The organism is Lysinibacillus alkalisoli, from assembly GCF_014643595.1.
Taxonomy (GTDB): Bacteria; Bacillota; Bacilli; order Bacillales_A; family Planococcaceae; genus Metalysinibacillus; species Metalysinibacillus alkalisoli.
Genome location: NZ_BMJT01000002.1, coordinates 149,450 through 174,176, shown reverse-complemented (window position 1 = coordinate 174,176; position 24,727 = coordinate 149,450). Strand labels below are relative to the sequence as shown.

The 24,727-nt window shown below is 35.7% G+C and carries 29 protein-coding genes; 9 read left to right on the top strand and 20 right to left on the bottom strand.

Going from position 1 to position 24,727, the window contains the following annotated elements:
* Nucleotides 1–9: 9 nt before the first annotated feature.
* The gene (locus IEW44_RS03275) at nucleotides 10–645 is read right to left on the bottom strand and encodes a lytic transglycosylase domain-containing protein (RefSeq protein WP_188613814.1); all 636 of its coding nucleotides are present in this window, start codon (nucleotides 643–645) and stop codon (nucleotides 10–12) included.
* Nucleotides 646–820: 175 nt separating this feature from the next.
* On the opposite strand from IEW44_RS03275, the gene mscL reads away from it, so the two are divergent.
* On the top strand, nucleotides 821–1,201 hold the full coding sequence (gene mscL / locus IEW44_RS03270) for a large conductance mechanosensitive channel protein MscL (protein ID WP_188613594.1): 381 nt from the start codon (nucleotides 821–823) through the stop codon (nucleotides 1,199–1,201).
* Nucleotides 1,202–1,277: 76 nt separating this feature from the next.
* Here the strand turns inward: mscL and IEW44_RS03265 are convergent, their stop codons facing one another.
* The 4 genes from IEW44_RS03265 to IEW44_RS03250 form a co-directional block, all read right to left on the bottom strand.
* Complete coding sequence (locus IEW44_RS03265) at nucleotides 1,278–1,889, bottom strand: SCO family protein (protein ID WP_188613593.1); 612 nt, start codon at nucleotides 1,887–1,889, stop codon at nucleotides 1,278–1,280.
* A 110-nt stretch (nucleotides 1,890–1,999) separates the two neighbouring features.
* Entirely contained in the window at nucleotides 2,000–2,149 is a 150-nt protein-coding gene (locus tag IEW44_RS03260; protein WP_373286124.1) for a YvrJ family protein, read from the bottom strand.
* 4 nt (nucleotides 2,150–2,153) lie between these two features.
* Complete coding sequence (locus tag IEW44_RS03255) at nucleotides 2,154–2,363, bottom strand: DUF2922 domain-containing protein (RefSeq protein ID WP_188613591.1); 210 nt, start codon at nucleotides 2,361–2,363, stop codon at nucleotides 2,154–2,156.
* A gap of 10 nt (nucleotides 2,364–2,373) precedes the next feature.
* On the bottom strand, nucleotides 2,374–2,589 hold the full coding sequence (locus IEW44_RS03250) for a DUF1659 domain-containing protein (RefSeq protein WP_188613590.1): 216 nt from the start codon (nucleotides 2,587–2,589) through the stop codon (nucleotides 2,374–2,376).
* Nucleotides 2,590–2,731: 142 nt separating this feature from the next.
* On the opposite strand from IEW44_RS03250, the gene IEW44_RS03245 reads away from it, so the two are divergent.
* Nucleotides 2,732–3,142, top strand: coding sequence for a DUF2621 domain-containing protein (locus IEW44_RS03245; protein WP_188613813.1), 411 nt, complete (start codon nucleotides 2,732–2,734; stop codon nucleotides 3,140–3,142).
* A gap of 84 nt (nucleotides 3,143–3,226) precedes the next feature.
* Here IEW44_RS03245 and IEW44_RS03240 read toward each other — a convergent pair whose 3' ends face one another.
* The 6 genes from IEW44_RS03240 to IEW44_RS03215 all read right to left on the bottom strand — a co-directional run bounded on the left by IEW44_RS03240 (nucleotide 3,227) and on the right by IEW44_RS03215 (nucleotide 7,692).
* Nucleotides 3,227–3,712, bottom strand: coding sequence for a CcdC family protein (locus tag IEW44_RS03240; protein WP_188613812.1), 486 nt, complete (start codon nucleotides 3,710–3,712; stop codon nucleotides 3,227–3,229).
* A 26-nt stretch (nucleotides 3,713–3,738) separates the two neighbouring features.
* The gene (locus tag IEW44_RS03235) at nucleotides 3,739–4,104 is read right to left on the bottom strand and encodes a response regulator (RefSeq protein WP_188613589.1); all 366 of its coding nucleotides are present in this window, start codon (nucleotides 4,102–4,104) and stop codon (nucleotides 3,739–3,741) included.
* A gap of 47 nt (nucleotides 4,105–4,151) precedes the next feature.
* The gene (locus IEW44_RS03230; protein WP_188613588.1) at nucleotides 4,152–4,862 is read right to left on the bottom strand and encodes a cytochrome c biogenesis CcdA family protein; all 711 of its coding nucleotides are present in this window, start codon (nucleotides 4,860–4,862) and stop codon (nucleotides 4,152–4,154) included.
* A 166-nt stretch (nucleotides 4,863–5,028) separates the two neighbouring features.
* On the bottom strand, nucleotides 5,029–5,244 hold the full coding sequence (locus IEW44_RS03225) for a helix-turn-helix domain-containing protein (RefSeq protein ID WP_188613587.1): 216 nt from the start codon (nucleotides 5,242–5,244) through the stop codon (nucleotides 5,029–5,031).
* A gap of 265 nt (nucleotides 5,245–5,509) precedes the next feature.
* A complete protein-coding gene (gene rarD / locus IEW44_RS03220; RefSeq protein WP_188613586.1) occupies nucleotides 5,510–6,412 on the bottom strand; it encodes an EamA family transporter RarD in 903 nt (300 codons plus the stop codon).
* Nucleotides 6,413–6,597: 185 nt separating this feature from the next.
* On the bottom strand, nucleotides 6,598–7,692 hold the full coding sequence (locus IEW44_RS03215; RefSeq protein ID WP_188613811.1) for a toxic anion resistance protein: 1,095 nt from the start codon (nucleotides 7,690–7,692) through the stop codon (nucleotides 6,598–6,600).
* A gap of 323 nt (nucleotides 7,693–8,015) precedes the next feature.
* On the opposite strand from IEW44_RS03215, the gene IEW44_RS03210 reads away from it, so the two are divergent.
* Nucleotides 8,016–8,486 carry a hypothetical protein gene (locus tag IEW44_RS03210; RefSeq protein WP_188613585.1) on the top strand — a complete coding sequence of 157 codons (471 nt, stop codon included), beginning with the start codon at nucleotides 8,016–8,018 and terminating at the stop codon, nucleotides 8,484–8,486.
* A gap of 179 nt (nucleotides 8,487–8,665) precedes the next feature.
* Here IEW44_RS03210 and IEW44_RS03205 read toward each other — a convergent pair whose 3' ends face one another.
* Entirely contained in the window at nucleotides 8,666–8,878 is a 213-nt protein-coding gene (locus IEW44_RS03205) for a hypothetical protein (RefSeq protein WP_188613584.1), read from the bottom strand.
* A gap of 62 nt (nucleotides 8,879–8,940) precedes the next feature.
* On the bottom strand, nucleotides 8,941–10,206 hold the full coding sequence (locus IEW44_RS03200; protein ID WP_188613583.1) for an Nramp family divalent metal transporter: 1,266 nt from the start codon (nucleotides 10,204–10,206) through the stop codon (nucleotides 8,941–8,943).
* 199 nt (nucleotides 10,207–10,405) lie between these two features.
* On the opposite strand from IEW44_RS03200, the gene IEW44_RS03195 reads away from it, so the two are divergent.
* Nucleotides 10,406–10,846 carry a hypothetical protein gene (locus IEW44_RS03195; RefSeq protein ID WP_188613582.1) on the top strand — a complete coding sequence of 147 codons (441 nt, stop codon included), beginning with the start codon at nucleotides 10,406–10,408 and terminating at the stop codon, nucleotides 10,844–10,846.
* Nucleotides 10,847–10,850: 4 nt separating this feature from the next.
* On the opposite strand, the gene msrA is transcribed toward IEW44_RS03195, so the two are convergent.
* The 4 genes from msrA to IEW44_RS03175 form a co-directional block, all read right to left on the bottom strand.
* Nucleotides 10,851–11,375: a peptide-methionine (S)-S-oxide reductase MsrA gene (msrA, locus tag IEW44_RS03190; protein WP_188613581.1), complete on the bottom strand. Its 525-nt coding sequence runs from the start codon at nucleotides 11,373–11,375 to the stop codon at nucleotides 10,851–10,853.
* 67 nt (nucleotides 11,376–11,442) lie between these two features.
* The gene (locus IEW44_RS03185; RefSeq protein ID WP_188613580.1) at nucleotides 11,443–11,817 is read right to left on the bottom strand and encodes an SET domain-containing protein; all 375 of its coding nucleotides are present in this window, start codon (nucleotides 11,815–11,817) and stop codon (nucleotides 11,443–11,445) included.
* Between the two features lie 123 nt (nucleotides 11,818–11,940).
* Complete coding sequence (locus tag IEW44_RS03180; protein WP_188613579.1) at nucleotides 11,941–14,763, bottom strand: DEAD/DEAH box helicase; 2,823 nt, start codon at nucleotides 14,761–14,763, stop codon at nucleotides 11,941–11,943.
* Complete coding sequence (locus tag IEW44_RS03175; RefSeq protein ID WP_188613578.1) at nucleotides 14,747–15,166, bottom strand: (deoxy)nucleoside triphosphate pyrophosphohydrolase; 420 nt, start codon at nucleotides 15,164–15,166, stop codon at nucleotides 14,747–14,749. The genes IEW44_RS03180 and IEW44_RS03175 overlap by 17 nt, the downstream gene beginning before the upstream one ends.
* A 174-nt stretch (nucleotides 15,167–15,340) precedes the next feature.
* Here IEW44_RS03175 and IEW44_RS03170 point away from each other — a divergent pair, with 174 nt between their 5' ends.
* Complete coding sequence (locus IEW44_RS03170) at nucleotides 15,341–15,973, top strand: pentapeptide repeat-containing protein (RefSeq protein ID WP_188613577.1); 633 nt, start codon at nucleotides 15,341–15,343, stop codon at nucleotides 15,971–15,973.
* Nucleotides 15,974–16,123: 150 nt separating this feature from the next.
* Nucleotides 16,124–16,816: a response regulator transcription factor gene (locus tag IEW44_RS03165; RefSeq protein ID WP_188613576.1), complete on the top strand. Its 693-nt coding sequence runs from the start codon at nucleotides 16,124–16,126 to the stop codon at nucleotides 16,814–16,816.
* A gap of 422 nt (nucleotides 16,817–17,238) precedes the next feature.
* Here the strand turns inward: IEW44_RS03165 and argH are convergent, their stop codons facing one another.
* On the bottom strand, nucleotides 17,239–18,609 hold the full coding sequence (gene argH / locus IEW44_RS03160) for an argininosuccinate lyase (protein ID WP_188613575.1): 1,371 nt from the start codon (nucleotides 18,607–18,609) through the stop codon (nucleotides 17,239–17,241).
* Nucleotides 18,610–18,662: 53 nt separating this feature from the next.
* Nucleotides 18,663–19,853 (bottom strand): argininosuccinate synthase, encoded by a 1,191-nt coding sequence (locus IEW44_RS03155; protein WP_188613574.1) that lies wholly within the window; start codon nucleotides 19,851–19,853, stop codon nucleotides 18,663–18,665.
* 181 nt (nucleotides 19,854–20,034) lie between these two features.
* Here IEW44_RS03155 and IEW44_RS03150 point away from each other — a divergent pair, with 181 nt between their 5' ends.
* Genes IEW44_RS03150 through IEW44_RS03140 form a run of 3 tightly spaced genes read left to right on the top strand, consistent with a single transcriptional unit; the run spans nucleotide 20,035 to nucleotide 21,934 of the window.
* Entirely contained in the window at nucleotides 20,035–20,559 is a 525-nt protein-coding gene (locus IEW44_RS03150; RefSeq protein ID WP_188613573.1) for a cyclase family protein, read from the top strand.
* Between the two features lie 50 nt (nucleotides 20,560–20,609).
* A complete protein-coding gene (locus tag IEW44_RS03145) occupies nucleotides 20,610–21,545 on the top strand; it encodes a glycosyltransferase family 2 protein (RefSeq protein ID WP_188613572.1) in 936 nt (311 codons plus the stop codon).
* Entirely contained in the window at nucleotides 21,542–21,934 is a 393-nt protein-coding gene (locus IEW44_RS03140) for a GtrA family protein (RefSeq protein WP_188613571.1), read from the top strand. The genes IEW44_RS03145 and IEW44_RS03140 overlap by 4 nt, the downstream gene beginning before the upstream one ends.
* Before the next feature lie 140 nt (nucleotides 21,935–22,074).
* Here IEW44_RS03140 and IEW44_RS03135 read toward each other — a convergent pair whose 3' ends face one another.
* Entirely contained in the window at nucleotides 22,075–24,726 is a 2,652-nt protein-coding gene (locus IEW44_RS03135) for a YfhO family protein (RefSeq protein ID WP_188613570.1), read from the bottom strand.
* Nucleotide 24,727: the final 1 nt, after the last annotated feature.

The window sequence follows — 24,727 nt, the reverse complement described above, 5'->3', positions numbered from 1 at the left end:
CACAAGGCGTTACTCTTCTTTTGCTTGTGCAGCTGGCTTTTTTATTTGTGCTAATAATTGGTCTTTATGTGTCGTGTACAACTCATAAAAGTGCAAGACATCTTTCACATACGCTTCGCTCTTATTGTACTCATGGATGGCCCTTTCAATCTCTCCATCTGCAGCTCCAAAGCGCGATAAGTAATTAGCTGCACTATAAATGGCATCTTCAATATGGTAAGGATCGGCAATGCCATCTCCGTTAGCATCTACACCATAACCGCCATATTGAGCAATCGCACTTACACTTGTTAATTCTTCTTTACTAATATCTCCCTCACCTAGCCCCTCACAAGAAGGATGTTTCCACCCTACAAATGTGCAAGGCATAAACTGCATATGCCCTTGTGCACCTGCTGGTGAGACTAATGTCTCCATTGTGGAGAAGCGGGTTTCAATCCGATGATGGGCAGCTAACAATGGCCACGGAATATTATATTTTTTACCTGCAGCCATATAAATCGGTAAATATTCACTTGGTACCGGAATATCAAAGGGACTTACTTCTTCTTCAATCACTTCTGTGGGCTCTGTATGAATGGCCTCTTGAATCGTTCGAAATAATGAGAATAAAAAAGTGTAAACTATGATGGCAATGGGTATCATAATGATGATAATAATGATATTTAACTTTTTCAATCGATTCACCTATCTCTTTCGTTGTCTAAAATAGCATATATTTTGAAGCTTGACTAATGTTTATGTGCTACATGAACTATTGCCATAGCAATTATTTATTAGTAAAATTAAATTTCAGTAATTTATTAGGAGGTTCACGCATATGTGGAAAGATTTTAAAGCCTTTGCCATGAAAGGCAATGTGCTTGATTTAGCTGTTGCTGTTGTAATTGGTGCAGCATTTGGCGCAATTGTTTCTTCGTTAGTTGATAGTATTATTATGCCATTGGTCGGGATTTTAACAGGTGGTATTGATTTCTCTCAATCACTGATTCTTACTGTAGGTGATGCCAAGGTGAAATTTGGTGAATTTATTCAAGCTATTATTAATTTTGTTATTATCGCTTTTTCTATTTTCATGTTTATACGTGTTTTGTCAAAACTACAAGGTAAGAAAGCTGAAGAAGAGCCTGAGCCTGAAATTGACACTAAGGAAGAATTATTAAAAGAAATCCGTGACTTATTAAAAAAAGAACAAGTTTAAATCCTTTGTATTAGACGTCATGTAGCACTAAAAAGTTAGCATAGAAAAAGGAAGCTGCGCGCAGCTTCCTTTTTTATTACGCCTTATTTAAACGTTCCTCAATTAACATCTCCAAGTCCTCAACAATTAAGTCAATTGGTACACCGTCCGCTTCTTCTGAATAGCCGCTATAATTTTTTACCATACGACCATTCTCGTCTACTAAAAAGAAAGTTACCGAATGGGTCACTTGGTCAGAGTTTGGGTCATCTCTCACTAATTGTTTTGTGGATTTTAATGCATATTGTTCAATATACTTTTGATTGTAGCCTGTTAACAAATTCCATTTCGACTCATCAGGTACAGGATAACGCGATAAATATTCTGTTAGCACTTCTGGTGTATCCGTTTCTGGGTCAACCGAAAATGCTACAATATTATAATCTTCAATCCCCTTTTTTACTAAAATATCTTGCACTTCTGTCATATTATAAGTCATTGGCTGACAAACAGTATTACAGTTGGTGAAGATATACATACCGAGCCATGGTTTTCCTTTTAAGCTATCGAGTGATACTTGGTCACCACGATGATTGATGTGCTCAAATGCAGCAAGCTCAACATCAAAATCTTCTTTAAATTTTGTATTACTACACGCACTAAGTACTAGAGCAGCAACAATAACAAGTAACCAATGCTTGATTTTCATATTTGTCCCCCACCTTCAAAACGCTATTTTTATCGTAGCTGATAACGCTTGCACAAGCAAGCCTTCATGGGTGACACATTTACTACTTTTTTGTGAAATTAACTTCACAATTAAGCGAGTTCTTTTAGAGCTTTGCAAATGGCTTCTAATTTTTGTTCTATCCTGTGTAATAAATAAAAAGAGACGACAATAGGAAAACCAACTTCTGATAACAGCCCCATCCACTCTGCCACTATGCTCTCCTCCTCGTTGCGAATCATGGATTTATAAAAGAACTGTAATTTTGCGTTCTACAATATGCGCACCCTTAATTGCCGTTAATCGTTGGTTCTCATGCTGAAATACGTTCGTTGCTAACACTTGATCCATGACTGCTTGAACATTTGCAGTTGTAGTTGTCACAATTGGTTCTGGTACTGTAATACTCACATTTTTGTCATGAGCTGTTTTAAACTGTAAATATAATGTTTTCATTATTCCCCTCCTATTCTGTAAGATCTGTTGTTGTTACTGTGTAAATACGTGATACATCCTTTGTACTTAACGAACTTAATGCTTGGGCAACATCATATATCTCTCGTGTAGGTGCTGCAGCATTTAATTTATTGTAGTTCGTTGCTTTTGTAACCGGTTTGCCATCTTTTTCACCGTCGTAAAATGCAATGTGTAATGTTGCTTTTGTAACTGTTGCTTGTGCCAAAGTAATCCCTCCTTTCACCAAATATTATGGAACGAAATCTGCATTTGGGGACAAGTGTGGTGATTTTTTTTTACAAAGCACGTATAATAAGGGCATTAGAAATAAAGAGGTGAACGATGTGAACGAGTTAAATGATGGCTTTATGTGGTTCATTTTGTTTTGGACATTTGTTTTAATTACCCTCATGGGAATTGGCGGATTTTTTATGTTCCGTAAATTTTTAAAACGCATGCCTAAACAAGATGGTTGGTCGGATTTGGATTGGCAAGAATATTATATTAATCAGTCCTTACATTTATGGGACGAGCCATCAAAAGAATTATTAGCAGAACTAGTAACACCTGTGCCTGAGCTCTTTAGACAAGTAGCTAAAGAAAAAATTGCAGGCAAGATTGCGCAAATCGCACTAGACGAAAAAGCAAAGAAAATTAATCACGACCTCATCATTCGAGGTTATATACAAGCAACACCAAAGCGTGACCATAAATTTCTGCGTAAAAAATTAGATGAAATGCAAATCGATGTTACACCATATGAGCATTTATTTGAGTAAAAAAACAGCAAGCCATCCGTAACTGGCTTGCTGTTTCTTATTATGTTATGCTGTTCATTTTGCCACGCAAAACTATACAATAGTCTAGCCTATCGTTTTCTCTAAGCGTTTGAATTGAATTAACATCGCAATGCGCCATGGTAAAATCATAAAGAACGCTAAGATCCAAAACATCCCGCCTAATTCACCTACATCAATGGATGAGCTCAACACGCCTTTTGCGACTAAACGTATGAGCAATAATGCCATTAAAATAAAGAAAAAGGCTTTAGACCGTTTCATGAAAATTGCTGTACCACGCACTTCAAATTTAGATGTCATAATCAAAACAATTGAAAATAACATGCCCACAATAGCAGCTTCTAAAATTTGAAGAGGTGCCACACGAAAATAAGGCGAGATAAACATTAGCGCCCCCGTTGACATGGCAAACGGCGGAATAATAATCTTTTTTGCGTTGACTGGCTTTTTTGCGGAGCGCATGCGTACAAACATGACAAAGATGCCCATCACAACTGCCATGACAGAAGAGCCGATCACTAAATAGTGTGAAGGAATCTGCTGAAAAATCGCTTGCATTCCTCTTCCTCCTAAATCTACATGTCTTGCATTAACTTATCTGCTACCATACGTAAAAAAGCAGGCTCAAAAGGTTTTGTAATAAAATCTTTTGCACCGCTCTCTAACGCTTCACGTATTAAGCGTTGTTGCCCTAATGCTGTTACCATAATAATGCGTGCATTAGGATACTTTTTAATAATTTCTTTTACTGCATCAATACCGCTCATAACAGGCATCGTGACATCCATCGTTACTAAATCTGGTTGAAGTGTTTCATATTGAGCAATCGCCTCTTTACCGTTCGCCGCTTCCCCAATCACTTCATAACCCCACTCTGTAAACATTTTCGAAATAGCGACACGCATGAAAAGCGCATCGTCTACAATTAATACTTTTGCCATATAGCTTGTCTCCTCACGAATCGCAATACTCTTCTAATAGTAACAGATTAGAAGCCCGTAAAGCCACCGAAAATTGGAGAAAGCAAACGTGTGATATACGTCATACCATCAAAGAATAGTAATAATCCGACTGCTATCATAATATAACCGCCTACTACCACAATCTTTTGGCTGTTTCGACGAATCCAACCTAAACGTGAAACAAAGAAAGATAATACAAAGAATGGAATGGCAAAGCCTAAATAATATAACAGCATATACATCATACCTGATTCAGGATTTGTACCTGCCATTACTGTAATACCTGCTAGAATAGGGCCTGTACATGGTGTCCACCCTGCTGCAAACGCAATACCAATTAAAAATGTGCCAATATAGCCTGACGGACGATTTTTAAATTGTACTTTATGGTCTTTCATTAAAAAATCAACTTTTAATAGGCCAACAATCATAAGACCAAAAATAATAATTAAAATTGCTCCTACACGACGTAACAAATCTTGGTAATTAAATAACATTTCTCCAATAAAGCTTGCACCAAAACCTAGCGCGATAAATATGACCGAAAACCCTGCTAAAAAGAATAGCGTATGTAGAACCGCTCGCTTTTGTAACATCCCTTTTTCCGAGTTAAGCTCGTTAAAAGACATACCCGTAATATACGATAAAAAAGCAGGATAGAGGGGCAATGTACATGGTGAAATAAAACTTAAAAACCCAGCTCCAAACGCCAAAAAAGCATTCACATCTGTTTGCATTTCATGTCTTCCTCTCTATGCGTACTGCTCTCTAGTGTAGCAAAAAAACAACATGAATGCTGTATTTCTGTTTATGAATTTTATTTGTCGAGATTATGAAAAAAGTGTGTGATTGCCCATAAAAAAAGAGATTGTGCAATTACAACAATCTCAATGATACTTTATTTTACTCATCTTCATCATCTACATATTCTAATATATCGCCTGGTTGACAATCTAATGCTTTACAAATAGCGGCTAATGTAGAAAATCGAACAGCTCGCACTTTACCTGTTTTTAATTTGGATAAATTCACGATAGAAACATCTACCTCTTTTGCTAATTCAGTCAACTGCATCTTACGGTCTGCCAATACTCGATCGAGACGAATAATAATCTTCATCTTTATCACTCCTAAACTATCGCTATCTTTATAAGGTGAACCAGCGAATTGAAATGGTAATTTTACAACTTTTATAGACTATAAACGTTGTTTTTTGTCACTTAACTATTTAATACCACATTTTGATTAATACAAACCTCGTTTTAGTGAAACCTTTAAAAAAGTTACCCTCTGTACTAAATTTTCAACCATAAGCATAAAAATTATAAAAAAATAAACCAACAAATGTCGGTTTACTTTTTAGTTGAAATGATTTCACCACTTCTCACATCATTAATTTCTTACGTGTAAATTGACGATACATGGATATTAAGAAAATAACAATCGCTAACCATACTAAACCGAATGCAATAAATTGAATTTTACTAAATGGTTCTTGGTAAATTAAAACACCTAACATCAATGTGATTGTTGGGGATAAATACTGAATAAAACCTACTACATATAAAGGAGCACGTTGCGCTCCCATAGCAAATAAAATAAGTGGAATTGCAGTTAAAATACCACCTAACATTAACAATAGACTTGTCTTAACGTCACTATGTAGAAAAACAGCGTCTCCCTGTACAAATAAATAGATATAATAACTTAATGCAATCGGTAATACAAAGAATGTCTCAATAACTAGTCCACGCGTAGCATCTAAACGAATTTTCTTTTTTAATACACCATAAGTAGCGAAACTAAACGCCAATATTAAAGCAATCCATGGTAATTCACCATAATAGATGGCAAGTAACAATACAGCACTAATCGCTATAACTGTAGCTAGTTTTTGTGCTGAAGTTAGCCTTTCTTTAAAAAAGATAACACCAAATAAAATAGATAAAATAGGGTTAATATAGTAACCTAAACTCGTTTGTACAATATGATTATGATTCACTGCCCAAATATACGTAAACCAATTAAGGGAAATAACAAAGGAGGCAATACCTAACTGCCAAAAAGCGGTTTTTTGTTGCCATAATTGTTTTACGTCTTGCCACAGTGGCTTACTTTGCTTACGTAATACTAAATATAACCATGTAAAAACAAATGCCCAAATAACACGGGCTGCTAAAATCTCCATGCTAGGTACATGGGTTAATTGCTTCCAAAATAAAGGGAATAATCCCCAGCATAAATACGCGAGCAGTGCAAAAATTACACCTTTTTTAAATTCACTCATCATGCACTCCTCCGTCTTTTTTATAGCGATTAACGTATTATAACATAGAAAATTAGTAGGGTTAGTAGAATTCGATTTAGAGACAAAAAAGCCGTGCGACCAAAATGGGTCACACGACAGTTTCACTTTGTGCCTGTAGTAAAACAAATTACAAATGGCGTTGTTGTTACTGCGCCATTAAACTATTACTGACGGTTTAGCTTCTCGTATTCTAGTTGTAATTGCTCAATGCGTTTACGCCCTTCTTCTCGTTCACGAGCGGTTTCAACCTGAATGCGTTTTGTTTCTTCAATCCCTTGCATAATCGTTTGCCAAGTTTGTTCAATCGTTTCGATTTTGATGCTTGAGGAGCCAGCCATCTCAGCAATACGCACACTACTATTACTAATATTCTCTGCATTTTTAATAAGCATTTCATTAGTACGACGGTCTAACTCGCTCATAGAATCTGCTACAAGTCGCTGACGTTTGACCATAACGGCATGAATTAAGCCTTGTTTAAAAATAGGAATTGTAGTAACGAATGCTGAATTCATTTTAGCAATAAGATGGTTATTACCTTGCTGCATCATACGAATTTGTGGTGCAGATTGGAATGAAACTTGTTGTGCCATCTCTAGATCATAGCGACGTTGCTCTAATAATTGTAAACTATTACGCAATGTTTCATATTGCATACCTGCTTCTTGATCGCCTTGCGCAGCTCTCTGCTCATACTGTGGAATCAACTGACGTACTTCTTCTATTTTTAATTCAATGGCTACAATGTACTTACTTAAATCTTGGAAATATTTTAAGTTCTCATCATACATTGTTTCTAGTTCAATTGTATTTTGCTTCATTTCAATCTCATACTTCATAATCTCTTGTTGAATATTATCTACTTCACGGTTCATTGTGTCGTATTTAGAAAGGAAACGTTCAATTTGTTCTTTACCTTTATTGAAAAGCCGTTTAATAAAGCCACCGCTTTTAGCTTCGTCTTTAAAGTCTTCTGGATCGAATTTATCCATAACTTGATTCAAATTATTTAATAATACGCTTGACTCTTCAACTTTACTTGCACGCATTTTACTTAACATACGGTCTGAAAATTGCGAAATCCCTGTTGCTGTTTCACGACCTAACTCTAACATCGCAATTTGGTTTTTCACATCAATTTTGTTTGCTAATGTTTGTACAGCTGGGTCTTCACGTAGTGCCAATTTATTTTTAGCGATGGTTGATAAACCTTCTCGTGCAATTTCTGGTAGTGGTTGTTGTTCTGGTAGTGGCTGCATTGTAAAGTTACTTGAATGTGCTGTTGGTTCTTGATATGGATTAGCTGTATTTGAAACAGCTGGTTTCTCTACTGGTAATCCAAATGGGTCTGTGTTTTGTGTCATGCCCATAACCTCCTTGATTATCTTTACCTCTTAGTATAGCGAATATAATAGCACCCTTGCTACTCTGTAATACGAAGTTAAAGAAAAAAAGTTTCGTTTTTCATGAATTTGGGGAGAATGTGACAATTATTTTAGATTTCCCTAACAATGCTTCAGTTAGCACTACTCAACTGTTTAAAAAGTTGGTAAAATGAATGCGTTAGGGAGTGCTGATAACTATGGGTAAAAATTTCATGGTAAAATTAATTAGTGCCATCATTGCTGGTGTAGCACTAAGTTTATTGCTTACACTAATTAATGTGTTAACAATTAATGATGAAACCTTCTCCATGTATTTAACATTGAATGTATTAATTGTTGTACCTTTATTTTTAGTATTTGGCATTGCTTTAGCTTTTGTCATAGAGCGCTATGCTAAAGATGAGAAAGGTAAATTATGGGGATACGGAATTATAGGTGCTGTTGTTTCTGCCGTATTGTATCTCACGTTAGTAAAAGGGGATATACAAGAGCTTATTTACTATGCTTCTGTTGGTGTAGTAGCTGCCTTGTTTTTCTTTATGATGCAAAAGTTAATTGCTCCTATGCTTGATCGCATTGAAGTTGCTAGTGCACTACAAGATGAGGCGCGAGAAGAATATGCACGCGAAAAAGAATTAAAACAAAAAGAAAAAACGCAACAAAAATAAAGATCGTGAGACAAATAAAAGTGATAAGAGACAATGATCATTGTCTCTTACCACTTTTTTGTTTATCAAGCTTTTTATTAAAAAGGAACATTAACATAATGAAATACTTTTCACCTACTGTATTCCGAAAATGATACGGTGTACAAGACAATGATTAGACTAAGTCCCTTGACTAGCTTTTAAGAAAACCAACCTTTTTCATTGACGAATGCTTTAATCCGCTCAAATAGCGTCTGAAAAATTTGCAAAAAATCTTGTAATAAGTTGAAGTACCATAGTAAAAAAATAATGGTAGCAAGTACTAAAAAGCGTAACGAAAATAAAGTACTCACAACAAACTTTAAAACGATACATGCTAAAATAATACAAACAATAATAATAATGGTTTCCATAACGTTCACCTACTTTTCGTCCTCTTTACTTTATACGTTTCTAACAGTTTGAGGTTTCATACCTAGGCAAAAGTCTCATACAATAAATATAAGTTAAGGGCAATAACAATACTAGCTACAAGCCACCCCAGTACCGTAACCCATCTTTTATTTACCAAAATACCCATTAACTTGGCATTAATTGTAAAAATAAGCAATGGAACAAGCGCAAAAGCAATCCCAAAAGATAATACAACTTGGCTCCATACTAATGCCTTTGTTGCATTTACTCCTAAACCGATAATCACAAGTGGTGGAATCATTGTAATAGCGCGCCTTACGTAGATGGGAATATGTTTATTAATAAAACCTTGCATGACTACATCTCCTGCCATTGTACCAACCGATGAACTTGCAAGCCCTGCAATGAGTAACCCTAATCCAAATGACATAGCTGCTACAGGCCCTAAATAAGTGCCCAATGCTTCATATGCGATGTCTAAATCTTCAATTTGTAATCCCTTATCATAAAAGACAGCTGCTGCTATAATTAACATCGCCATATTAATAGCACCAGCAACAACCATCGCTAATACAATATCAAATAACTCAAACTTATACACTCGTTGCTTATGCGCCTCTGTTTTCACTGTAACACGTCGCTGTGTGAGTGACGAATGCAAATAAATAGCATGCGGCATAACTGTAGCCCCTAAAATTCCTGTAGCAAGTAGGACTGAGTTTATCCCATCAAAAGCTGGGACAAAACCACTAGCTACCTCCATAGGGTTTGGTGAAGCTAAAAATAACTGACAGGCAAATGCTAATACAACAATGACCACCATGGCGGAAATGCCAGCTTCAAATGCACGTACACCACGACGTTGCAATTCTAAAATAATAAATGAGCCTACAGCTGTCAGTAAGGCCGCAGGAAATAAATCAATATTGAATAATAAATAGAGCCCTAACGCTGCGCCGATAAACTCGGCTAAATCCGTGGCGATAATAACAAGCTCCGCTTGTAGCCAGAGAAATATCGATGTTTTTTTCGAAAAACGCTCTCGTGCAACTTCTGGTAAATTCTTACCTGTTGCTATGCCTAATTTTGCTGATAAACTTTGAATTAAAACAGCCATTAAATTAGAAAAAGCGATTACCCATAATAATAAATAACCGTATGTAGAACCTGCTGTAATATTTGTGGCAAAGTTACCTGGGTCAATATAAGCTACAGCCGCAATAAAAGCGGGGCCTAAAAAAGGAAGCACCTTTTTATAACCACGTACTTCCCCTTCTAACACTGCAATTGCTGCTTGGTCTAAATTGGATAGTTGTTGTTTTTCCATACGATCCCTTCTCTCTTTCACCTTAATGAATGTTATTATTTTATACCTTCTTTTTTGTAGCGTAAACAAAAAAGTTTCCTAGATGAAAGTTAACTAATACACATGTACAACACATTTTACATATTATTGACAGTGATAGGTACGTCACGTACAATAAAAGGTAAATATTATTTTAATTACTAAAAAAAGGATGATACATATGCCTAAATGGAATAAACAACAAAAATATATACGAGCTCGAATTGTCTCCATTCATTTTTATATGCTTGTTATACTGCTTCTTCTCAATGAAAGTTTGTTTTTATTCTTTTCAGATGTACAATGGGGTACAACAAAAAGGATTGAAATACTTGTGATTACATTGGTAGTTGTATTAAGCGTAAATATTACACTAATGTATAAAAAAGTATTTGAAAAAAAGAGAAAGTATCCTTTAGCAAATACGCTTGTTGCTGCTTGTTTAACTCTTTTCACAGGTATTATTATATTTACTCAAAATAGCCCTTTTATTCAGCAAGGCTTAGTCCAATCTAATGTCATAATCTTCATTCTCTTGCTACAATTCACCGCTCAAACTGTATTTTCTGCCATTAGTTATCGTGAAAGCATTACTATTCATCAAAAAAGGATTGAACAATAATTGCTCAATCCTCTTGCCAATACTTCTCAATAAAGAGATCACGCCCTGATTGTGCGCGGTCTTGTTGATAAGCCATTTGGTCTTTTTTATAAAAATCTTGGTGATATTCTTCAGCAGGATAAAATACACTTGCTTCACGAATATTTGTCACAATTGGTGCATCAAAACGATGACTTGCAATTAGCTTTTCTTTAGATGCTTGTGCTAATTCAACTTGTTGCTGTGTATGGGTGAAGATAGCCGTTGTATACTGCTCCCCTCTATCGTGAAACTGGCCTCCTGCATCTGTTGGGTCAATTTGTGCCCAGTAAATTTCAAGTAGTGTATCATAACTAAATATAGCAGGGTCAAATTCAATTTGTACAACTTCTAAATGACCTGTATCGCCATTCTTCACTGCCTCATACGTAGGGCTTTCCACAGTCCCTCCCATGTAACCAGACGTCACAGAAAATATTCCCTCATAACTATCGAAAGGCTGTACCATACACCAAAAACAACCACCTGCAAATGTTGCCTTCTCTCGCATAACCTATCCTTCCCTTGTTTATAGATAAAACAAAGCTGTTACACGATTTATGTAACAGCTCGCTATGTCATTGGTCAAACCAAAGTGGTGTTGTATCTTCCTCATCACCATTATAATTAATTGTAATCTCTTCACCTGCTTGGATATCTTTGCGTGCAAAGAAATCAAAAGTATGGTTATCGAAATTAATATCATAGCGCGCATTTGCATCATATGCATGATTAAATAACATACCATATCCTAAAAGCATAGCCGTATGATTTTTACCATACTCAAATGCATAATCGGCTAATAATGTTTTTTCGATATGTTCGTGTTCTGCATTTGGATAAGCAATTACTGGTGCCTCATGTAATAAAGTTCCCTTTTTAATCGCCTCTTTTGCAAATACACCTCGGTTAAACTCGCCATCACTAAGTGTTGATGTTTTAATCTCTATCATTACTTATCTCCTGTTCACCCTCAAATTATCGTACACTCTATTGTCTCACGCTTTACTCATAAAAAACACCTTTATGCATAATTTTTGACTAAACAACAAAAACTACTGTTTATTTGTAATTGATTATTTAATACTATGCGTTAAATAATGATATACCGATTCTTTAATCACCGTCGTTAAATTAAATTCCATTTTTACAATCGGCACGCTTTTATTTTGTTTATCAACCGCTTCTTCTTCACAGACGGATTGATCTTCTAATTTACCTTGCCCTAAATAATAATAATCTTTATCCTTATCTTGTTTTTTTATAAAAATATGAATGGTTGAAGTATGGTGTAAGATTGGCGCCAGTTCTTTACTTGTTCTTTTACGATTTGCTCTTGAATACCAAAGTAACCTATGGTCGTTAATTAATTGATCACCATATAATACGGATGATTCTAGCGATTCGTCTTTATTATAGGTGATAAATAATGGTGTTGTATTTGCCTTTGTCTTATAACCATACATAGTAGATGTTTCATCTTGCTCCCAGTTGAGTAAACGACATACGTCCTTTCTCGTATACTTTTTGCCAATAGTGAGCGGTTTATCATGTTCATATTGTTTATTTTTTAATATAGCAACTTGTAAAATATCTTTTACGGCGTCTAAAACTTGTTTGTTTTCAAGGATTTTTTCAGTATGGTCGGATAACTGATACTGTTCTTTTTGTTTCTCAATATACGGTTGATTGCCATATTTCTTACGTTCTGCTTTTGTATAAAAAAGAAGCATCAACACTCGCTCTACAGATTGTAGTGTAGCTAGGCTACAATCGTAACCTTCCAACTTAGCAAGTAGCGTTTCTTTAGATACTTGTTTATTTTCAATAAGGAGTGAGAGTAACTGTACCTCATGAATACGTTTCCCATTCAATAATTCCTGACTCATAAAAGTTAACATCGCTTCCTCTTGTTTAGTAAGCGATACTTCAATTTCATTAATACGTTGCAAAAAAGCTACGTAATGAAGATGGTCAATCATAATTGTTTCTGGATCTATAGAATGATATTGCATAAATTCAGTTAACGAAGGGATATGATTTAATCGTTGTTTCAACTGCAAATAGGCTTCTTTGATATTTTTAAGAGCATGTAAATTAGTTGTATGAATAGCATCAAAAATGCGTTGTTGTGCAATCTCTTCAAAATTAATTGTTGAAACACCTTCTATATACTGTGTCTCCATAGTATGACGTAACGCATTGTCTTTGTTTAAACTTTGATCTCCTGCTAAAGCTGTAGGGATTAAATAATTATTTTTATAGTTACCAATGAAATCAATAATCGTCACAAAATCTTTTTGTGGATGCTTACGTAAGCCTCGACCTAGTTGTTGTATAAATACAATACTCGATGTAGTTTGACGCAACATAATAATTTGGTTAATTTCGGGAATATCAATACCTTCATTAAAAATATCTACGGTTAAAATATAAGCAATCTTTCCCGCTACTAGTTGTTGTATTACTTCTTGTCTTTGTTCTTGAGAGTCTTCACCTGTAAGCGCATAGGCTTCAATATTACATTTCCGCATTTTTTCAGCCAAAATATACGCTTCTTGTTTTGAGCTACAGAAAATCAATCCTTTAATAAATTCCCCTGAGAAACCATAATAACTTGCCTTTTCTAACATATAATGGACACGCTCATCTGCTGTAAGTTGTTGAATAGGCGTCTGTTCACAGATCGTCTCACCATTCTTCTCATAATCTGTGACACCAAAATAATGAAATGGGCATAACAAATCTTCTTGTAAGGCTTCTTGCAAACGAATTTCATAGGCAACATTATAATCAAATAAAGCAAAAACATTAAACTGATCTGTACGTTCTGGTGTCGCTGTCATGCCTAATAAAAAATCAGGTTTGAAATAATCTAATACTTTATGATAAGTTGTAGCCCCTGCTCTATGCACTTCATCTATAATAATATAATCAAAATGGTCTTGTGCAAAACGCTGTAAGACAGTATCTTGAGCCAACGTTTGAATCGTTGCAAATGTGTAGGTAGCATCATAATTTTTATCATGACCTGTTAGTAAAGCAAAATCGCCTTCATAACCACCTATAATTGCTCTATAATCTGCTATCGCCTTTTGCAAAATCTGCTCTCTATGTACAACAAATAATAGCCTTTTTGGATTGGCTTCACGAACTGCAAATGCTGAGAGATATGTCTTCCCTGTGCCAGTAGCTGAAATGACAAGCCCTCTTTTTTCGCCATTTTTTCTTAATTGTTGTATTTCACGTAATGCTGTTTGTTGCATGCGATTGGGCATAATATAAGCGTGAGCGTGTGGTTCAATGACGACTTTCGATAGTACATTTGGCTGATAGGCTTTTTTGTATTGATTAATCCACTCCGGCGTTATATGTTTGGCATTTTGCCATATGGTATTAAATTGAGTTAAAAAACTTTGAATCAACTCACCATTCTCCATACTAGATAACCTTACATTCCACTCATAGTTTTTCTTTAATGCTTGTGCGGTTAAGTTAGAACTCCCCACAATGAGTGAATAATAGTCAGCGCGTTGAAAAATATAACCTTTTGCGTGAAAACCTTCTTCATCTGTTACACGCACAGCCACATTAGGTAATTTCAAAAGTTCACTAAAAACTTTAGGTTGATTAAATTGCAAATAAGTAGATGTTAAAATCTTTCCTTTAACGCCTTTATGATGTAAATCATATAACACTGACTTTAACATCATTAATCCACTCTCCGTAATAAATGCAACAGAAAACATAAATGTTCTACACGTACGTAATTCTTCCAATAACGTCGGTAACATGATATGCTCTTTATTATTTAGTACGAGAGGCCTATGTTTTTGCCATGCTGAATAATCCTGATCGATAAACCCGCGCTGTAAGGCGGCATTAATTTGTTGTTCCATGTGGCTCTCCGTACAATTGTTGAATTTTTTCTACAGCTGGTATATCTGCTGGCGCCCAATTTAATTGACATAAATCCTGTGGTTTCAACCATTTTATAGCAGCATGTTCTTTATTCACAAGCTCACCTTGAATTACCTTGGCACGAAATGTTTCTAAACGCACAATAAAGGTATCATACGCATAAGTAGTATCATCGATTTGTTCATATACTTCGATTTCACATGTTAACTCCTCTTTAATTTCACGTCGTAAAGCTTGTTCTTTTGTTTCGCCAGCTTCTATTTTGCCACCAGGAAATTCCCAATAATGCGCCAGTGTCATCTTTTTACTACGCTGAGCACAAAAAATTTCACCACTTTCATTAAAAATAACTGCACCTACTACATGTACTTTCTTTTTCATAACGCCATTCCTTTCTCTCACTAGTCCTATCCATCTTACCTAAATATTCACAAGCTTGCAGCAGTTTATATTCAGGATCTGTCATTTATTAAACATAAGAACTTTTGTTCCCTGTATTGTTTATTATATGTTATAATGCTTGATAATCTTTAGATGAAAGAAGGTTTGAATAGGATGAAACTATTAACACCAAAAATTTCAGCAGATTTAGATGTGAAAAATATGACAGACATTTATTATGAGGATGATCTTACATTAAGCCGTTGTGAGATTACAAATAACGAGTTCGATGGACAAAAGCTTGAACATATCCAACTTTATAATGCTGTCATCAAAGGTTGTAACTTTGCTAATACTAATTTTAGTTATGCTGATATTACAGATGTACGTTTTGAAAATTGTGATTTATCAAATGTGAATTTTTATCATGCTTCCATTCACCGTGTGACATTTATCAATTGCAAATTACTAGGTTGTCGTTTCACAAAATCTAGCTTAGGCAATGTTTATTTTGACCATACACTCGCTTCCCTCACTCGATTTGATGAGGCTAAATTACATAATATTCATTTTAAACAATGTACGCTTGAACATGCTGATTTTTATGATGCTGTATTTAAAGGGATTCGCTTTGAAGAAGGGAGTATTAATGAGGCTAACTTTGAACAAACAACTTTAAAAGGGATTGATTTTAGTGATACTCATTTTGAAATGATTATCGCCACACCAGCAGAATTAAAAGGCTGTACCATTTCTAGTTTACAGGCTATTCAATTGATAGCTTTATTCGGGCTACATGTGAAATAGTTTACTTTGTCATGTAAGTTGCTCATACTTTAGTAATAAGCGACTAAATTATTAAAGCTTTGTCACAGTAAGGTGAAATAAAGGACGATTACACTATTTTGCGCTATACTTAATTTATCTTAAGGCGTGAAATGAGAGTGAGCAATTACGATGAAGAAAATTTTAGTAGTGGATGATGAAGAACGCATTGTACGTTTAATGACATTGTACTTAGAGCGTGAAGGATATCAAGTAGATTACGCGACAAATGGTGCTGATGCCATCTTCTTACACGAAGAAATGCACTATGATTGTATCCTTTTAGATGTGATGATGCCAGAGATTGATGGTATTAGTGCATGTCATAAAATTCGTGAGACTTCGTTTGTTCCCATTATTATGGTATCTGCAAAAGGTAATGAAGAAGACCGTATTTTAGGTTTTGAATGCGGTGCTGATGATTATATTGTTAAACCTTTTAGTCCGCGAGAATTGGTATTACGTGTACAGGCCGTAATGAAACGCTCTGTGGACTCGCTTGTTACACCTACAAATCACCAAAATGCTATTCAATTGGGCGATTTACGTATCGACCATGATGCACATCGCGTCACAATTGCTGACAAAGAGGTCATACTCACACCTAAAGAATATGACTTATTGCTTTATTTAGCGCAAAGTCCAGATAAGGTTTTCTCTCGTGAAACTTTATTAACAGATGTATGGCACTATGAATTTTTTGGCGACTTGCGTACGGTTGATACACATATTAAACGTTTACGTGAAAAGTTAAATGACCACTCACCTACGCTTGCAAACAGAATTGCTACAGTATGGGGCGTTGGGTATAAGTTTTCCAGATAAGCATATAAAAAAGCACACCGAAATGGGGTGTGCTTTATTTTATTACCAGAATAAAATATTTTTAAATGCCATAAAGATAGTCGTAAGTAATGCTTTTACACCTACAAGTAGTTCACTAAACGTTAAAATAGGATGGAATAATGTACCTGTCATAGCGTCAGCAAGTCGTCTACGCTTATGACCATTTAATTGCTGTGATAAACAGGTTACTTACTATGATTGCTTGGTAAGTGTATGGTTTGAAAAAGTTGCGCTTTCCGTTGCTAACTCGCTTAACTATCATGACCTTATTACAGAAGCAAATCATCTCGTAAAATATAGTAATAAATAAAAATAAGTAACAAGTCGCTAACAAGACAAAAACACCTTACGTTAATAAGAAATTGTAAACCTTAATACATCAACGTGAAGGTGTTTATTCATTATATTTGTTGTTTGGCTAATTGAATTTGTTCCTTTACTTGTTCAAACCCTGTACCACCATAGGAGTTACGACGACTAACAGCCGCTGTCGGTGCTAAAAGATCAAAGACATCTGCTTCAATTAATGCACTTTCCTTTTGCATATCGTCGAGTGTTAAATCTAATAAGTAACAGCCTTTTTGAATACAAGTAAATACTAATTTCCCTGTCACTTCATGTGCTTCACGAAATGGCATGCCCTTCGTTGCTAAATAATCCGCAAGCTCTGTGGCGTTGGAGAAGTCACTATGCACAGCTTCTTGTAGACGTGATTTATTGACTGTCATTGTACGCACCATCCCCTCAAATATTTTAAGTGCACCAACAACCGTGTGTACAGTATCAAACATTCCCTCTTTGTCTTCTTGCATATCTTTGTTATAAGTTAACGGCGTACCTTTTAAAACCGTTAATAAACCGATGAGATTACCATAAATACGCCCTGTTTTGCCGCGGATCAATTCTGCCATATCTGGATTTTTCTTTTGTGGCATAATGGATGAACCTGTTGAGAAAGCATCATCTAATTCAATAAAAGCAAATTCATCAGTTGACCACATAATAATTTCCTCTGCAAAGCGCGAAAGATGTGTCATTAAAAGCGCACTGTTGTTTAAAAATTCCACAATAAAGTCACGGTCACTCACGGCATCCATTGAATTCGCATATACTTCGCTAAACCCTAATAAATCTGCACTTCTTTGACGGTCAATCGGGAATGTAGTACCTGCCATAGCTCCTGCTCCTAGTGGTGAAATATCAATGCGCTTCATAGACTCCATAAAACGAGCTTTATCACGTGCTAACATCCAAAAGTACGTCATAATATGATGGGCAAATGAGATGGGTTGTGCACGCTGCAAATGGGTATACCCAGGTGCTATTGTATCTATATTTTCCTCTGCCTGTTGGAGTATAGTTTGTTGGAAAGTCGTCAGTAAAGTAATAATTTCTGAAACACGAGCCTTTAAGTATAAATGCATATCTGTTGCCACTTGGTCGTTACGACTACGTCCTGTATGCAATTTGCCTCCTACTGGACCAATTAAATCAATGAGCATTTTTTCTAAATTTAAATGAATATCCTCTTGTGCCACTTGAAATTTAAGTTCATGTTTCAATGCTTTTTCTTTAAGTTGCGCTAAGCCTTGTAAAATTTGCGTCACATCGGCTTGCGGTAGAATACCTGTCTCTCCAAGCATCGTTACATGTGCTATGCTCCCCGCAATATCTTCGATTACTAACTGCTGGTCAAAACCGATAGACGCTCCAAACTCATCTACCCAAGCTTCTGCCGATTTTTGAAAACGGCCACCCCATAATTTTGTCATATTATTCGCTCCTCATAAACAGTTGATCCATATACTACTACATATTTATTGTTTTATTTTTTATTAACAGATGCATTTACAACTGTTGGTAATCCCCATAATTCAATAAAGCCGACTGCTGAATCATGATTAAACATATCTTCACGTGAATAAGTTGCCAATTTTTCATTATAGAGCGAATTTGGCGACTTACGCCCTTCGATAATGGCATGGCCTTTAAATAATTTAACACGCACTGTACCATTCACATATTGTTGTGTATCTTTTAAAAATGCTTGCAATGCTTCACGCAATGGGGAAAACCATAAGCCATCATAAATTAATTCTGTTAATTGTTTTTCAATAACAGGTTTAAAATGAGCAAGCTCTTTTACTAATGTAATATCTTCTAACTCTTTATGTGCTTTTAATAAGACATGTGCGCCTGGTATTTCATATACTTCACGTGATTTAATACCGACTAAACGATTTTCCACATGGTCAATACGACCAATACCATGCTCACCTGCTATTTTATTTACATGTTGAATTAAATCTGCTAACTTCATTGTCTCTCCATTTAATTGAACAGGCACACCTTTAACAAACTCAATTTCTACAATTTCCGCTTGATCTGGCGTTTCTTCTAATGGCTTTGTTAAACCATATGCCTCTTCTGGTGGTGCAATCCAAGGGTCTTCCATAATACCTGCTTCATTCGCACGCCCCCATAAATTTTGGTCAATGGAGAATGGAGAGTCTTTTGTAGCTGGCACAGGCACGTCGTGAGCCAGTGCATATTCAATTTCTTCATCTCGACTCCAACCCCAATCACGCACAGGTGCGAGTACTTCTAAATTAGGGTTTAATGCACGAATGGAAACTTCAAAGCGCACTTGGTCGTTACCTTTACCAGTACATCCATGTGCTACAGCAGAAGCATTTGTTTCATTTGCAATTTCTACTAATTTCTTGGCAATTAAAGGGCGAGATAAAGCGGAAACTAACGGATATTTTTGCTCATACCACGTATGGCCCTGCAATGAAATTAATGCGTAATCTTCTGCAAACTCATCTTTGGCATCAACCATATATGATTCAACAGCACCGACTTGTAGCGCTTTATTTTTAATGAATTCAAGGTCCTTACCTTCGCCAACATCTAAACAAACCGCAATTACGTCATAACCTTGTTCTTTTAAATATGGAATCGCGACTGATGTATCGAGACCACCTGAATAAGCTAATACTACTTTTTTTGTCATATTTCTTACGCCTCCATCGTTGCTGAACTGAATTTTTATACAGTACAACTAAAATTTATACAAGCATTTTACCACGGTATAAAAATGAGTTCAAGTGAATTTTTATAATTTGTTTTTCTACATTAAGGAAATTAGCAAATATGGTACAATAGAGAGCATACCAATTAATAGGAGTAAGAAAATGAAAATTATTGATTTAACTAAAACACTATATGAAGGGATGCCTGTTTACCCTGGTGACCCAGAAGTACACATTACAACAACTCACACCTATGATAGTCATAGCTGGTTATTGCGTACACTTTCGCTTGGGTCACATACTGGCACACATGTTGATGCACCTGCACATATGCATGAAAATGGAGATAATTTAGATGACTTGCCAGCAGAGCGCTTTATGGGCAAAAGTAAAGTTGTACGCCTACAAGACACGTTTCCCATTGAGCGTGGATTGTTTTTTATTGAGGAAGCAACTTTACAAGATGCGCATAAAATTACAGCAAGTCAACCATTATTTGTAGGTGGCAATATTACAGAGGCTTTAGAGCGGGAATTATTACGTCAAGGCATTATTACTTATACACATTTAGTCAATTTAGAACAACTCACAGATGAATTTTTATTCATTGGACTACCATTAAAAATTGCACAAGGTGATGGCTCACCTATTCGTGCTATAGCGATGATAAATGAAGTAGACAAGTGAGGACTCAATCGCTATAGTGAACATGTTATGTATGAAAAAGGGGAATCCATATGCACGTATCAATAATTGTACCTTGTTACAATGAAGAACAAAATATCGAAGCGTTTTACGAAGAAACGCGCACTATACTCAATCAACTTGCTATGCAATGTGAAATTATTTTTATTAATGATGGCAGTAAAGACGGGACGCAAAGACAATTATCACGTCTACACGATAAAGATGACCACTGCCATTACATTCAATTTAGCCGTAACTTTGGTAAAGAGGCTGCTATGTTAGCAGGTTTAAGTTATGCTACTGGCGCCTACAGTATTATTATGGATGCTGATTTGCAACATCCTCCTGAACTGATTCCCAAACTAATTGAAAAAGCCGAAGAAGGTTACGATCAAGTCATTGCTAAACGAAACCGTAAAGGAGATAATGTCTCTCGCACCTTTTTTACAAACATTTATTATAAATGTATCAATGCAATGACAGATGTCCATTTTGAAAATGGCATTGGCGATTTTAGATTATTGTCACGTAAAGCTGTCAATGCATTATTAAATTTACGCGAATACAATCGCTTTTCCAAAGGATTATTTTCTTGGATTGGCTTTGAAGCAGCAACGATTACATATGAAAATGTAACAAGAGCTGAAGGGGATAGTAAATGGTCCTTCCGCAGTTTATTAAACTATGGTATTGATGGTATTATTTCTTTTAACAATAAACCTTTACGTCTCGCTATTTATGGTGGGTTATTAATTACCCTACTTGATTTTATTTATATTTTTGTGATGTTCATTCAAACGATGCTCCATGGAATTGAAGTACCAGGTTACTTTACGACGATAGCTGCGGTATTGTTTTTAGGTGGTGTGCAATTAATTGCCATCGGTATTATTGGTGAGTACATCGGTCGCATTTACTATGAGGTGAAACAGCGACCACCTTATTTAGTCGCTTACTCTACAAAGAAAAAGGTTGACTTAAAATGATGCAACGTATTCATACATTTATTCGTTCTGAAGTATTTCGCTTTATCATAGTAGGTTGTTTAAATACCGCTAATTACTATATTTTATATTTAATCTTTTTAAAGCTCATACAACTCAATTATTTATTCGCACATATTTTGGCTTTTCTTATTAGTATGGTAGGTTCATTTTTCTTGAATTCCTATTTTACGTATCGTACCAAACCTACGTTAAAGAAGTTCTTTCAGTTTCCTATGACTTATGTTGTAAATATTACTGTAACGACGGTAAGTATTTACATTTTAGTGGACTTGATTGGATTAAATGATGTTATATCGCCATTATTAGCCTCATTTATTGCTATTCCATTCACGTTCATTATTTCTAAGAAAATATTACAACAAGGCTAACATACAAAATGGGTAGCGCAGGCTACTCCATATTAAAAGGAACACCGCTTCTATAAATCCGGTGTTCCTTTTTGTATACTTGTTATTTTATATCGAACTAGATACTGTAAAACTCACCCACGAATTAAAACTACAAATGATTAGCTATTTTCTTTATTTTTCAAATTTCTTTTATACCATATTTGATAAATCGTACCAGTTATTAATATAAAAAATGCCAATAACGTAATCAAACGAGCTTGGTCAAAGTAAGGTGTGCGGTAGATGAGTTCAATCTCATGCTCACCTTCTCTTAATGGGATGCCAATAAAGCTATAGTTTACTTCATGAAGAGGAACCTCCTCCCCATTCACTAAAGCTTGCCACCCCTTACTATAAGGTATGCTAAATATTGCGATACTTGGTTCATTAACTGCCATTGTACCTGTAACTCCTGTATCTTGCACTGTACTATTCGTTAGTGCATGTGCATTGCGTGCTTGCAACAAAGCAGGTAGGGGCTCATAACTATTAAAATGTGTAGCTATATTTTGAAGCTCATACTGTCCTTTTATCAAATGTACATCAATATAAGGTTTATCGTAGTTATGTCCTAAATTAAATGTATAATCTTTTTTAAGGTAGTGCCAAGGGTTACTTTGCCCTAAATAATGAAACGACTTGTCCAATACCTTTACAATATAAGACTTCTCTTCTGCTTTCATTAATTCCATCTGCAGATGATATTCCCCTACAGTTGGATTTTGTGGGAGTGGGATTCTTAATTGTCCTCCTGCTTCCCCTACTGTAATATGTGAGGCATCTGTCATGGTAATATTAGTGAGCTCAATATCTGTCATAGCCACCTTTTTTGTAGCTGTTACTAACTTGGAGGGGTCAAAGTTTGATGACCCTTGTTGTAATTGTTGATCGTTATTGTGTACAATAACGGCTTGCCAAATGGCTTGGTCAAAAGCTGCGCTTGTCAGTTGTTCAGCTTCAGAAGTAGTCAGCCACTGGTCGGCAGGTATGGCGAAACCTACTGGCAACGTCTCTTTCGCCTCATAAATTGTCCATTCTCCTAATGTAGCCATCGCCTGATGATGATACGGGATATGTCTAGCTCGATCTTTAATCACTTGGAAACGATTCGCCATCCATAACTCTTGATATAAACGCTCATCATAATTTGCATAACGACTTACTGAACCACTTTGTAAAGTTTGGCTATGTTCTTTATAATATTGATGAATATTGAGTGGGATTAGGCTTTGATACGTGCTGTTACTATAGTAAGGATAATAAAAACTTGCATTGTCTGGTATAGCATCGTCAGCCCAAATTGTACGTTGTATACCTTGTGTACGCTGTTGAATAAGTTGGGCTACTTCTTGTGTTATTTTATTATCATAACCAGGTAGTTGCAAAAATTCGCGACTTAATGTCTGATATGTGCTTGCATCACCAAGTACACGTGTGAAATAAAAATGGGCTTGTAATGTACTATGTGCAAATAATAATAATAAAAGAGAAGAGGCAAAACCTATGCGCCACCGTTTCGTTTGTACAAGCCAATAGCCTCCTAATGCAATCATACTGCCTATACCTATGACTAACAATTTCATATTCACAGCCGTGATCGTTTGATCGCTTACTAGTAACACAATGATTAACCATACTAATAAGCTCATACTCGCAATCAAATAAGGCTGCCATTGTATTGTTCGTACCCGTGTCATCGTTTCTGCACTTAAAAGAGCAATCCCTAAATAAACCCCATAAAACCAACGCCTCTGCATAGCAGCAAAACCATTAAATACAGAATACATATAAGGAATACAGATCATTACGATGAGCACCATTAAAAAATATTTATAGCGTTTAGGTTGCTTTGTCATAAGTAAACAAATCATCAGTACACCTGTAATTAAGGGTAATAGCATCGCATCTGCTTCTTGGTATGACAGAAATAAAGTCTTTGGCAGTTGAAAGTAAAAATCCCAACTGAAAAATAAGGCATATTTAGCTTCTTGACCATGTCGATCACTTTGTAAATACTGGTATACAGCAGGTATAAAAGCGATAGCAGCTAATGCTAAACTACATACATAATACAAACTTAAATGCAACGCATAACGGACAAAATTACGCCATGTTGTAACCGTTTGTGTATCAAAAAATAAAAAGATAGCATAGCACATTACAAATAAGGTTGTAATGTAACCGAAATAAAAATTAAGTAAAGCCAGTGCCATAGTTAAAATGAAAGGAAATGCTATTTTTCTTCGGACAGTAATTTCTAAACCAAGCAGTACTACTGGCAGTAGCACAAAAGCCTCTACCATAAAATCTAATGTCAAACCATATTGAATGAAGACAAAAGAAGTGCTATACATAATTGCCCCAAAGCTCGCAGCTACAAAGCCATTACCACGATAAGTGAATAAAGCATACGTAAAAAGTGAGGCAATGACCATTTGTATTATTAATACATACGTATGTTGTGTAGCTAACGTTGTGATTGTGCTAGCACCTGTCAAAAAAGTAGTCAGGTAAAAGGTCAGCGATGTTGAGTAATAATAGGCAAACTGCCCATACACATCGCCACCAATACCGTATTGCCATGACCAAAATAACGATTGCCCTTGATGGATGAGATCACTTAGTAACATTTTATAATAGAGCATTTGTGTCGTAGCGTCTGCACCGCGCATCAACATCGGTGAGTCTGTCTTTAAAAAATACCACAATGCAGCCCTAACAGCAGCCAAACTCACTACGCTAATCGCAATAATTGGCACTACTTTACGCATT